The 12,578-nt window shown below is 42.0% G+C and carries 11 protein-coding genes; 8 read left to right on the top strand and 3 right to left on the bottom strand.

Features of this window, described 5'->3' with window-relative positions:
- Positions 1-3: 3 nt before the first annotated feature.
- Complete coding sequence (locus tag EFE42_RS02965) at positions 4-498, bottom strand: transcription factor (protein WP_123135848.1); 495 nt, start codon at positions 496-498, stop codon at positions 4-6.
- Between the two features lie 526 nt (positions 499-1,024).
- On the opposite strand from EFE42_RS02965, the gene EFE42_RS02960 reads away from it, so the two are divergent.
- The 4 genes from EFE42_RS02960 (at position 1,025) to EFE42_RS02950 (ending at position 2,593) form a co-directional block, all read left to right on the top strand.
- Positions 1,025-1,453 carry a MarR family winged helix-turn-helix transcriptional regulator gene (locus EFE42_RS02960; RefSeq protein ID WP_123135847.1) on the top strand — a complete coding sequence of 143 codons (429 nt, stop codon included), beginning with the start codon at positions 1,025-1,027 and terminating at the stop codon, positions 1,451-1,453.
- Positions 1,454-1,518: 65 nt separating this feature from the next.
- Positions 1,519-2,052, top strand: a complete 534-nt coding sequence (locus tag EFE42_RS02955; RefSeq protein ID WP_123136122.1) for a dihydrofolate reductase family protein — start codon at positions 1,519-1,521, stop codon at positions 2,050-2,052.
- An 11-nt stretch (positions 2,053-2,063) separates the two neighbouring features.
- Positions 2,064-2,258, top strand: coding sequence for an ATP-binding cassette domain-containing protein (locus EFE42_RS10970; protein WP_199724074.1), 195 nt, complete (start codon positions 2,064-2,066; stop codon positions 2,256-2,258).
- The gene (locus EFE42_RS02950) at positions 2,225-2,593 is read left to right on the top strand and encodes a hypothetical protein (RefSeq protein WP_199724073.1); all 369 of its coding nucleotides are present in this window, start codon (positions 2,225-2,227) and stop codon (positions 2,591-2,593) included. The genes EFE42_RS10970 and EFE42_RS02950 overlap by 34 nt, the downstream gene beginning before the upstream one ends.
- A gap of 134 nt (positions 2,594-2,727) precedes the next feature.
- On the opposite strand, the gene EFE42_RS02945 is transcribed toward EFE42_RS02950, so the two are convergent.
- Both EFE42_RS02945 and EFE42_RS02940 read right to left on the bottom strand, forming a co-directional pair.
- On the bottom strand, positions 2,728-3,867 hold the full coding sequence (locus EFE42_RS02945; protein WP_123135846.1) for an ATP-grasp domain-containing protein: 1,140 nt from the start codon (positions 3,865-3,867) through the stop codon (positions 2,728-2,730).
- A complete protein-coding gene (locus EFE42_RS02940) occupies positions 3,864-4,919 on the bottom strand; it encodes a 60S ribosomal export protein NMD3 (protein ID WP_158599181.1) in 1,056 nt (351 codons plus the stop codon). The genes EFE42_RS02945 and EFE42_RS02940 overlap by 4 nt, the downstream gene beginning before the upstream one ends.
- 327 nt (positions 4,920-5,246) lie before the next feature.
- Between EFE42_RS02940 and EFE42_RS02935 the strand changes: the two genes are divergently transcribed.
- From EFE42_RS02935 to EFE42_RS02920, 4 genes are all read left to right on the top strand, one after another.
- Positions 5,247-5,924: a DUF2162 domain-containing protein gene (locus EFE42_RS02935; protein ID WP_123135844.1), complete on the top strand. Its 678-nt coding sequence runs from the start codon at positions 5,247-5,249 to the stop codon at positions 5,922-5,924.
- Between the two features lie 21 nt (positions 5,925-5,945).
- Positions 5,946-6,569, top strand: a complete 624-nt coding sequence (locus tag EFE42_RS02930; protein WP_123135843.1) for a MotA/TolQ/ExbB proton channel family protein — start codon at positions 5,946-5,948, stop codon at positions 6,567-6,569.
- Positions 6,566-6,925: a DUF2149 domain-containing protein gene (locus EFE42_RS02925; RefSeq protein ID WP_072561794.1), complete on the top strand. Its 360-nt coding sequence runs from the start codon at positions 6,566-6,568 to the stop codon at positions 6,923-6,925. Before EFE42_RS02930 ends, EFE42_RS02925 begins: the two co-directional genes overlap by 4 nt.
- Before the next feature lie 202 nt (positions 6,926-7,127).
- The gene (locus EFE42_RS02920) at positions 7,128-12,350 is read left to right on the top strand and encodes a cobaltochelatase subunit CobN (RefSeq protein WP_233564699.1); all 5,223 of its coding nucleotides are present in this window, start codon (positions 7,128-7,130) and stop codon (positions 12,348-12,350) included.
- The last annotated feature ends 228 nt before the right edge of the window (positions 12,351-12,578 follow it).

Below are 12,578 nucleotides of genomic sequence, written 5' to 3'. Positions count from 1 at the left end.
TGCTCAACTTTCCTGCAAGGCAGTAAGTCTTTCTTTTAGTGTATCAACCATTTCTGTATTTTCCTGGAAAGTCAGGTCTTCACCACATACCGGACAAAGGAAGTGGCAATCAGCTGCATTATTGAACAGGATCCTTATGCATCCTTCCGGGCAGACGTAAAAAACGTTATCCTCTTCAAAATCCAGACGAGCCTGAAGGTTCTTAACAAGTTTTTTCTTCTCTTTTGTCAGCTGGGTGTCAATGTCATCCAGGTCAAGTTGCCACAGGTATGTCAACCAGCCGCTGCTTGAATCCCTTTCCCGGCGACATATGGCGAGTTTATTCTCGTTCATTATGAACAGGTTTCTTCGGACAATATTCAATAACACGCCCGTAGCTTCTGCTATTTCCTCGTCGGTGACTTCACCTTCGGGCATGTTTTCAATAATTGTGATTCCTTCTTCTCCAAGCAGCTGTATCAGGTATCCTCGTACTACAGGGTCATTTAAATCTATCAATTGATCGCCTCATGGAAAGGAATTAGTAATAAGTAGAGTTTACGCTTTCTCTCTTCTTATTATTTATAGTTATGGGGTTGCATGGGCTTGCCCATAAAGTCCCCTACTTTGTGGTCAACTACCCTACTTTATAGTCAAATAACCCACTTTGTGGTCAAATCGCATATCGGCAAGCTATTTCCTACTATTGAGCGAATAAAAAAAGCAGCATTTTGATTGAAAATTCGAGGTTAGGTCCTCATTTATGTTGCCGCAACTAAAAAAGATGAATCAATGAACTTTTGAGAAATAACTACAGTCAAAACCAAGAGAATAAAGATGAGATTATCATTGGTTTACTTTAAACTTTCATCTGAATTCTAATGCAACACTAATGATTTCCACGGGATTCTCACTTTGTTCCAAAAATAGAGTATTAGCGGTCACAAACATGAATTTTCAGTCAATCGTTTGTACTCAACGGGGGCATAATTAATTAACTTAATTAACCAATGATTATAAATATTAATTAACTTAATTAACTATAATGCCTGATCAATTATCCTTTGAAAATGTCAGCATCTATTACAACAAGATCGTCAACGACGGGAAACTTGACAATAACAGCGACCTGAGTGCAAGATTGTACCTTTACTTGACTCTGATCAAGAAATTAGGTGACCCGACAATGTCAGAACTGGCAGCCAGTGCGAGAGTATCAAAACCCGCTGTAAGCAATGCTGTCAAAAAGCTTCAGGAAATGGGGCTTATAGGTGTTCGGGAATCTGATAAGGACAAGCGTGTCTCTCACCTATGTATTTCCAGCACTGGAAAAAAAGTCCTTGAAGTTCTTGATTCTGCAGATCAACAGTTCTTCAGAAAAATAGGGGAAATACTTGGTGATGAGGACTTCAAGCTATTCGCAGACCTGTGGGATAGGATGTCCAGAGGACTTGAAGAGGAAACAAAGTCCTGAATAACAAATAATTGACAGTTGAAAGTGTATGCTATATGATAAAAAATCAAAAGGTGGAGAAAAAAATGAGTAGAAAGGTTATTTTGTATATTGCAATGAGTTTGGATGGATATATCGCACGAAAGAACGGAGATGTTGACTGGCTGGAAGGTGATGGCTCTGAACCAAATGCTGATTTTGTTGATTCTGGTTACGACAAGTTTTATGGATCCATTGATACAGTGATCATGGGTCGAAAGACCTACGACCAGATACTTACTTTCGGAGAATATCCATACAAAGGAACCAAAGGGTACGTTTACACATCAGAAAAGATGGACAATAACGAGGAAGTTGAATTCACTGATGAAAATGTCGAGGATCTTATAGGGAAATTGAAGGACGAGAACGGCAAGGATATCTGGTTAATAGGCGGAGCAGGGATCATCGATGATTTCATGAAGAAAGACCTGATCGATGAATACCTCATTGCTGTTATGTCTTGTATCCTTGGAGAAGGGATTCCTCTTTTTAAAGACAACAACCCTGAAATCAAGCTAAAATTGTTAAAGACTGAAACTGCGAATGGAATGGCAATGCTCCATTATGCAAAAAGGTAAGTGGTATTCCTATGGACCAATTCATTGAAATAAAAGGAGCAAAAGAGCACAACCTAAAGAATGTGTCAGCTAAGATACCTAAAAACAAGTTAGTTGTTTTAGCTGGACCTTCTGGTTCGGGAAAGTCGACTTTTGCCATGGTATATTGCAAAGAGAGTGTCAACGGCAGTATATGGAATCAATGGGATTGGTCACCGACGGCATGAGTAAACCGAAAGTTGATGACATCATTGGATTATCTCCTTCTATTGCCATTAGCCAGAGGTTAACAAACAGAAGTCCCAGATCAACAGTAGGGACATCAACAGAGATACTCACTTATATGAGAGTATTGTACGCAAAATTAGGGGAAAGACCGTGCCCAAATTGTGGGCATATTGTAAAACCAGTATTTCTGGATGATTCAGATCTTGAAGATGAACTTGATGATCTGGATGATCAATACTCAGATGATGATTTCCAGAATGGGGAGTTTATTGAATGTAGAAACTGTCAAACTGGGGTAATACGGATGCTGTGTTCCTTGTCGAAAAATATTTGAAATTGCTACTATTTTCAGAAAATCGAGAGCATTAGAAGGTACTGATTTCTTGACTTTATGGTCAAACGTACTACTTTGTGGTCAAATGACGGAGTTTGTAGTCAAGAGGACTTTATGGGCAAGCCTGGGTTGCATTACAGTATTTTATGGAGCATTTTCGCCTGTTCTTTCATATGTCCAATTACATCGTTCCTGGAATTGCCCTCTGCTAGAATCGAAACAACCGGCTCATCCGGGTATGCCTCATAGCCGGGTTTCGGGATGTCTGCAAAACGTCCCTTTCCAAAGACTTCAGATATTTGTTTGCTTATTGTAATCGGTTTTCCAGAAGCGTAAATTATAGTTCTCCCGCCACATCGCTGGTATTTCGGTTTTTCGGGCAGTTTTCCGTTAAATGCATCCACATGTGCCTGGAATAAATTGATTCCTGTTGCAATTTCCACACTATCCAGGCTTCCCTGAAACCTAGCATTTATTTCCAGTATCACAGGTCCCTTCTCCGTAATTATGAAATCCATTCCATTGGAACCTTTCAGTTTAAAGTGTTTACATAATTTTTCGCAGATTCCAATCATTTCCTTTTCATAGGGTGTCTGCATGGGAGTAATATTTCCACAATAAGCAAACGGCATGTTGGTAAGCCAGGGAATTCCTATGAGTTGTTCATTAACAGCAATTGCAGTAGCCTGTTTTCCATTACTTATCATGGAAACACTTGCTGCAGTGCCTTGTATGACTTCCTGCAGAATAAGTTCATCCGGTTTGAAATTTCCGGTTTTGCATAGACTGTCAACCTGGTATTCCAGTTCATCTGCACTGGTTACTATTTTATTGAAAATCCCTCCGCCTCCCATTGCTGGCTTGAGTATCTTTGGGGTGTTTATTTGCGGAGGATTCGTAGCTACATGGGTTTCAGGATGAGGGATACCAAGTTTTTGTAATTCTTCTGCAAAACGTTTTTTATCCGATACAGTTCTCATCTGTCTTACAGAATTATTCAGGACTGGGCAGTCAAAGATTTCTCTCTCAAGATTTTCAAACCCCGAGCCCAGGACAACTCCGTCAAAATCCGTTTCGAAATTATCCATTATCCGGACAATTTCTTCCCTATCCACTTCATGGATGTCTTCTTCCATCAAAGCATGGCATTTGCAGGTATTATATTCCAGATCCCGGTCACAAAAAGCATCAATTGCATATACATTATATCCTGCACCCCTGGCAGAACAGGCAATATTCCTGCTGCTGTACCCGATTATCAGGATATTTTTCATGCTTTTATCTCTTCGGGGATGGGTATTATTCCATATTCGGTTTTAAGTACCGGAATTTCCTCTCCCTCTCTGGCAGTCAGGAAAAAGGGTTTTTTGAGGGTCACTGTCTGGTAGTTTGTGGGATCAAGGACCATTATGGCATTGTCTTCAATTGCCACCAGCACAGCCCGTATTGCATCATTGTATACTCCCAGGAATTCGGCCTTTTCGATATCTTCTATGGATGCAATAACTTTCTTGCCGGTTTGCAGGTCTATACATTTGGCCTTTTTATCACATTTTTTTATTTGCAATACCTGATTATTAAAATAGAGAATATCTCCGGGAACATATTTTGGCAGACGTACCGCATATGATACTCGATAGAGCTCCTTACCATCTCGCTGGCTGAACAGGGACGGGGATTCCTGATGCTCTCCTCCAAGTTTGGATGTTATAATTTTACAGATCTGCCTGCAGGCTCCGGATGAGCCGATATAGTAATCTGTTCCTTCCTTTGATGAAGACATGTTTGAAATAAAAGCCAGTCTGTCCCCCTTTTTTTCCATCCGGATCAGGGTGTCACGGACCAGGTGGTCACATTTTTTCTTTTCCTCATCTGTAGGATTCCTGTTACTTGCCCTAAGCTGGATAATTCCTTCATAGTAACCGGCAGCTATCCTGCTGCATGCATCACAGACACCGCGCTGGACACGGACCTCAGTTGTGAGTTTTTCTTCCAGAGGCATGCCGTAGATTTCTGCCTGAATGTAAACATTAACAATATACTGGTAGGGAGTCAGTTTTTGAGGTTCAAATCCAAGTTCAATTATGTCTGCATTTTCATGAAGCAACAATTGGCTTTCAACTTTTTCGAGTACTGTATCTGTATCGTGTTTTGTATCTGTCCAATGTCCTCTTTCGTACTTGGAGCCACATCTGGCACAGATCTGGATGCTTAGCACAGGATCTAATTCGGCAAGTTTGAACTGCTTGAAAAAACAGGTCTTGCAGACATTTTCATAAAGATTGTGAGTAGTATTGCCACATTTAGGGCATATGAGTTCTTTCATTAGACGCTGCATTTGATGTTGTGTTGTATATTAGTCTTTTGGACATATTGTCGGGGTTTCTGCTTTAATGTAGTTTTCTATTACTTTCTTTTTATAATAAGTGTTATAAGGATAGTTTCTTTTTCCTTATAAATGGCCAATTTATGTTACCCAAATGGGTTACACATGTTATCCTAAAACTTTTTTTTATATACTATGGATATACTCGAGATAGCAAGTGTAATTGATTTGTTAATCGGTCAAGTGAATTAATTATTGGGCAGTACAAGGTATAATAGAAACTTAGAGTAAGTTTCATTTGTCCGACATAATGGTGGTTGTATATCAATGAGTGCAGTATATTTAACGGTCATAGGAATTTTACTGGCGATAGCTGTGTTTGCAGTTAAGGCCGGAGTGGGATGCGGATGTTCGACTATCGATCGCAGACAGTCATTAGCCATTGCAGGGATGTATTTTGTATTATCAGTAATAATAGGTGTAATTCTTAATTATGTCGATATATCCTACCTGCTGAATGCTTACCAACTTGGTATGGGTCTGCATGTGGTAATGGCTCTCTTGCTTTTGGGCGTGGGAATATACACATCCAAAAAATGGAATTGCGGGGTGGATGTATCCCATAAGACTTTCCTTGTTATCTCCCTGCCCTGTCCGGTATGCCTTGCAGCCCTTTTCATGTCGATTATGCTGCTTTCTAATACCGTTGAGATCAGCAGTGCGCTTCTGGGACTTGGGGTCGGTGTCATCTTTTTTGCTTCCATCGTTTCTTCTTCCCTGGTTGTCAGGAGGCTTAAAAAGGATCCAACAACCCTGGGCAATGCCATGACTTTCGTGGGCCTGTTCTATTTAATGGGTGCAGTAATTGCCCCTGCCTACATGCATGCAAAACAAATGGGTCTTCCGACTTTCAGCGGCCCAGAATTCGATATTATTCCATTCATCGGCTTTGCAATTCTTATCTCGGCTGGCTTTGCACTTAATCGTATCAAAATCCAGCATTAATTTAAGGAGTGATAATAAAAAATGGCAATAGATTCTTCGTTATTCCAGATAATGTATACAGTTTCTTCTTCACTATTGTATCCTGTTATTATACTGCTTTTGTTAGCAGTTGTATCATCTCTGGCTCTGATCGGTGAGTTCATTTCCGAATATTCCAAGAGGCACCGCAATGTCACCCAGCTTGAAGCTATTGGTAAAAAGGTGCAGGATTCCGTGAAATCTTCTGATTTTGATTCTGCCGCTACACACCTGGGTGAACTGAAGCAAAATTCCCTTGTAATGGCATTTGCCCGGGATGCTGCTGCCCATCTTGGCAGCAGTGCTGCCACATCTATTGATTGGCTTTCCGAGGAGTATGAGGTGCGAATGACCAAGAACCTCGAGTATACCAAGATCCTTTCCACGGTTGCCCCGATGCTAGGCCTGATGGGAACGCTTATTCCCCTCGGTCCGGCGCTTATAGGTCTTGCAGAAGGTAACATCCTCCAGCTGGCTCATAACCTGATGGTTGCTTTTGCGACAACGGTACTCGGTCTGTTTGCCGGTATCGTAGGATATGTCCTGACCGTGGTACGTAAAAGATGGTACTGGCAGGATATGGCTGATATCAATTATCTGCTTGAATGCATGGAGGGAGAGGAATGAAAAAACGAAAATACAGGCGAAGTGGCCTGCTTTATGAAGGAGATGAACAGAACCCCTTAACAGGCGTGGCCAACCTTTTCGACATAGCCATGGTCTTCTCCGTAGCCCTGCTTGTGGCCCTGGTGATGTCCTTCCAACTTCCTGAGCTGCTGTCTCCCACGGATGATGTGACCATTGTAAAGAATCCGGGAGAGGAAAACATGAAGATCATCGTAAAGGAAGGTCAGGACATCGAAGTGCTCAACATGACCGAACAAATTGGAGGCGGGTCAGGTGAAGCACTGGGTACGGCCTACCAGCTGGCAGATGGCCGGGTGGTTTATGTGCCCGAGGGTAAAAACGAATCGGGAGGATAACCCGTTTTATTTTTTTGTTATATAAAAACAAGTTTATTGATTATATGTAAGGAGAAATTGTAGATAAATTTAAGTTGAAAATATTGTGGTGACATCCCGACCTGTCGGCTGGCGGGCTTTTGGGTCGGGATGTGCTGCATACTATCGAGGCGATAATATGCGATTTGGAAAAGTGTGTTTATTAGTTTTAAGTGTATTGATTATGTTGGCAGTGGCAATGCCGGCGGTATCGGCGGCAGAACAGGTTAACGTTACTTATATAGGTCTAGAAGACCAAAAAGGGATTTTGAACAATGCTTCTTCGGGCAATCCTTATTCTGACCAGATAAATTATACTTTCGTGCCTGCATATGACGGATGGTCGGTAAGTGATGAGATTCAAAATGCTTCAACCAACGGTTTAAATGAGTTCCTGCTGACTCAGGATGTAATTTTCTGCGATATGTTGTGGGAACCTAGCTGGGAACCTTTAAATGATACATTATATGCAGCTCATCTGAATGGGACGTCTTTGTTAGCTATTAGGTCATCCAGTATTCCTTCTTACTTTGATTACAAACCTGACGGGACTAAAGAAATATGGGCGGAAGATAAAATCTGTACGTATTTTAATAATATGGACAGTTCCTCATATTCAGGCAGGAAAAGTGCCGAAAACCTGTTGATACATCTTTCAAGGGATTATGGGAACCATCCTGAGATCACTGATAGCTGGCCTGTGATCAATATTACTTATATAGCCTATGATTCCAGCAACCCTCTTTCCAAAGCAAGCAGAACCAATCCTTATGCTGAGTTCATAGATTATACATATATACCAAGCTTTAACACATCTGATTGGAGTCCCAGTGATGAGCTCATGAATGCTTCTGATTCCGGATTCCTCTCTACACAGGATGTCATCTTCTGTGACATGATAATGTATGACGATTTTTATAACAGTACTTTCTACGGTCCACATGAAAATGGCACATCTCTGCTAGATGTTAATTCCTATGGGACACCTGACTTTTTTGATTATGTCTCAAATGGTTCTGTCAATGACCATATATGCAACTACTACAACAATATGGAATCTTCAGGAAACGGATTGAAGAGCGCTGAGAACTTTTTGCTTCATCTCTCAAGGAACTATGGTAATCATGCGGAAATTACAGATGAGTGGCCACAGTTGAACTTCACCTATGTCTATTACACTCATAATGAACCCATCGAGCAGGCAAGCCTTACTAATCCCTATGCGAAATTTATAAACTTCACATATATACCTTCCTATAAATCTGATTGGAGTGGTATGAGTGATGAACTCGGCAATGTTTCTGATTCGGGTTTCCTATCCACACAGGATGCCATCTTCTGTGACATGATAGGTTATGACAGTGAATTTAACAGCACTTTTCTGAAGGCGCATGACAACGGCTCTTCTCTGCTTGATATTAACTCTGCAAATGCCCCTGCTTTCTTTGATTATGTATCCAATGGGTCGGAAAATGATACGATTGCTCTGTATTATGCTAATATGGGTGAAAGTTCCTCTGGCAGGATTAATGCTGAAAACTTGTTGATATATTCTTCAAGAGAATATGGTAAGATGAATTTCTTGACCGAGGGCTGGCAAATTTCAGGTGAAGGTGATGTAATTCCTGAGGCGGGTCTCTATCATCCTGCTTCAGAGAAACGTTTCTTTGAGACAACCGAGGAATATATTCAATGGTATTCCAATGTTTCTGCAGGCAATCATAGTTATGATCCTGAAAAGCCCACTATAGGAATGTGGTTCCATAGATCGGACATCACAAAGGAACAACTGGATGTTGTAAATGCCCTGATAGAGGACATTGAAAACAAGGACTGCAATGTGCTGGTGGGCTTTGATACTTTCAATAATATTACCGAATATTACTGTAATGAGAACGGCACTCCTCTGGTTCAATCTGTAATATCTCTAAAGAGTTTCAGGTTAAATTATTGGAACAATGAGAAAGGAATTGAGGAACTTAAAGCCCTTAATGTACCGGTGCTGCGGGGTATAGTTGCCGATGTCCCTTCAGATCCTGATCCTGCGGATGCTAACAGGGGTATTCCTAATTCCCAGATGGTGTACAAAACAATCGCACCCAGCGTGGACGGTATCTTTGAATACATATTGATAGGTAATGCTGTATATGATCCGGATACTGAAAGCACCCAGTACATACCGCTTGATTCCCAGATTGACTGGATTAGCAATCGTTCCATTAAATGGGCTAATCTCAAACTCAAGGAAAATAAAGACAAGAAAGTTGCTGTGATTTACTATAATTATCCTTCTGGTAAGGATAATATCGGGGCCAGTTACCTTGATACCATAACAAGCATGAGACTTTTGCTTGAAAGAATGGATTCCAAAAATTATACGATTTCCAATATCCCTGAAAATAACTCAGTCCTTCTTGAGCAATTACAATCCCAAGGAATAAATGCAGGTTCCTGGGCACCTGGAGTAATGAATGAGATGGTTGAAAACAGGACAGAATGGGGACTGCAATTAATTCCTATGGAAACCTACCATGAATGGTTTGAACAGGAAGTTCCCGAAAATCTTCAGAATCAGGTGATAGAGGAGTGGGGTGCCCCATGGGAAGAAGATTTACCTGAGAATAAATCCCTCATGATCTGGGAGAATGAGACCGGTAAATATCTGGTGATACCGGCGGTACAATGTGGTGATGTCTGGCTCATGCCACAACCTGCCCGAGGAATGATGCAAAATGATGACACTCTCTATCACAGTGCACTTGTACCACCGCCCCATCAGTACATTGGTTTTTATCTCTGGCTCAATAAGGAGTGGAATCCTGATGCAATAATCCATTTCGGAACACACGGTACTCATGAATGGCTGCCAGGACAGACATACGGTCTCAACAGGACCGAAGAATGGGCTCCTGTATTATTACAGGATCTACCTAACATTTACCCCTACATTGTTGCTAATGTCGGAGAAGGTCTGACAGCAGAGTACAGGGGCAATGCCCTGATCATCGATCATTTGACGCCTACTCTTGAAAGGTCTGGCAGTTATGGTGAGATTGCCAACCTTTCCCAACTCATGCAAACATACTATGGGCCGGAAATGAGTGAACAGACAAAACAGGCCTATCAGGTTGAGATAATTGATGAAATTGTTGACCTGAACCTGAGTGTGGATTTGGGACTGAATGTCACTGAACTCTACGATTATAATACAAGTGAATTTGGAGATTTCATCAAGAACGTACTCCATGAATATGTGGAAGAAATCGAGGGAGAAAACATTCCTTATGGTATGCATGTTCTGGGAGAAGTTCCTTCTACCAATATGACATATCCTGAAAAGGATGAGCTTTCCTGTATGGTTCGGGCCATGATGGGTAACAAATTTGAAGAGAACGTAAGTGCAGCCTTCTATCCAGAAAGTGAATATCCTCTTGGAATTCCTTCGAATGACACCAGAGTTAATCTGCTTGTCTGGGAAGTGGTGACTAATGATACCAGTGTGAACGATTCCCAAATGCTTGTGTACAATGCGACTAACGCTTCAGTTTCCAGTGATCTGGAAAGGGGCATTGTCTACAGGGACAGGCTAATTGGATCGGCAGCCGAGATGGACAAGATGATGTCTGCACTCTCGGCTGGTTATATTGAACCAGGGCCTGGTACAGATCCGGTAATGAATCCTTCAGCAGTACCTACAGGCAGAAATTTTTATGGAGTGGATCCGCAGTTATATCCTTCCGAAGCAACATGGAGATTGGGTAAATACCTTGCAGAACAGATGCTCACGGATTATTATGACAAGCATGGTGAGTATCCACGGAAAGTATCTTTTTCACGTTTTGGTGTGGAATTCATAAGGGACCATGGTACTCTGGAAGCAGAAGCACTCTACCTACTTGGTATAAAGCCGGGATGGGATGCCAACGGCAGGATTGACCTGAGCAAGTTCGAAGTACTACCTGAAGAAGAATTACAGCCTTCTTATGGTGATTATCCGGGCAGACCCAGAATTGATATTGTCTATGCTACTGCGGGTATGCGTGACGCTTTCCCCGGGAAGATCAAGATGCTTGACCATGCTGTTGCAATGGCAGATAAAGCACCTGTAGGGAACTATTCCAACTATGTGAACGAGAGTACATCGGCCATCTATGATGAACTATATGCACAGTTTTCAAAGGAAATGACTGAGGAAGAAGCAGATGAGCTTGCACGTCAACTTGCTAACATGCGCTGCTTTGCCGTAATGGATGGCACCTATGAGATCGGAACAGGTAACGCGATTGCTGCAAGTGGCTCTTGGGATAGTGAAGGCGAGATCGCTGAAATATACCTTGAGAAGATGGGCTACGTGTACGGAAAGGATCTCTGGGGTTTCAAATGTTCTGAGTTGCTCACATCAAACCTGCGCAATGTGGATGCTTCCATTCACTCGGATTCTTCCAACCTTTATGATACGTTGGACAATGATGATTTCTTCCAGTATTTCGGTGCATTGAATCTTGCAACAAGGTATGTTTCAGGGACCACTCCCGAGATGTATGTATCAGACACCCGCGATCCGGATGCAGCCACAATGGCGGGTATGCAGGAATATCTGATGAAAAATCTACGTTCACGCTACTGGAATCCGAAATGGATGGACGGCATGCAGGAATCCGGCTATGCTGGAGGACGCATGATGGCCGAGTTTGTGGATAATCTCTGGGGATGGGAAGTTTCCAATCCCGAACTTGTGGATGATAGTGTCTGGCAGGAGACCTATGAATTGTATGTTAATGAAGATATGAATGAGTGGTTCGATGCTAACAATGCAGAAGCTTATCAATCGATTTCCGCAAGAATGCTTGAAGCCGTAAGAAAGGGTTATTGGGAACCATCCAATGAAGTAAAGGAAACTCTTGTTAGAGAGTATGTAGAATCAGTTGCTGAAAATGGTCCTGCATGCTGTCATCATACCTGTGGAAACCCTTTGCTGGACGATTATGTAGATGGAATTATGTCTGTTCCAGGTGCTGATGTTGTTGATCAGGAAACGATGGACAAATACAAGGAGCAATTAGAAGCTGCAATCGGATCATCCGAAAACCCGTCTGATTCCGAAAGTTCTTCCAGCAGCGGTGGTGTCGGCAGTGCACAGATCGTGAACACTACAACCACAGGTACTGCATCCAATCAGACCACCACTACTTCAGATGGAGGTTATGGTGAATCTGCACAACAACCAACATCCGAGTCAGCAGAATCCAGCAGCGATTACGTGGAAGGCTATGAGATGACCAAGGAAAACCCCAGAAATAAGGAATCCGGGGGCTCATCCTTCTCCGGTGCTGACATTGTTGGAACCGTACTGGTGCTTGCAGGTGTGGGTGCCATGTATGTTGGTTTCAGGAGAAGACAGCTGTAAGGAAAAGACGACAAAAAGAGCAGATAAGGATATCCTTAATCACAGGATATCCCTCTATTTTTCATAGCAATATGCAAAAAGAAAGACCTTTCAGTTTTCCTTTTACGACTAATGGGGTGTAGGGGTAGAGAAAGCCTATGACTTTAGTCATAGGATGAATCGTACCCCTCCTCGTAGTATTTTTAATTTTATCACAAACCATTTAAGCAAACAGTACATATTAAGATA

Source organism: Methanohalophilus sp. RSK, from assembly GCF_003722075.1.
GTDB lineage: Archaea > Halobacteriota > Methanosarcinia > Methanosarcinales > Methanosarcinaceae > Methanohalophilus.
Note: the sequence above shows the minus strand (reverse complement) of the source record. Positions and strands in the feature narration are given on the sequence as shown.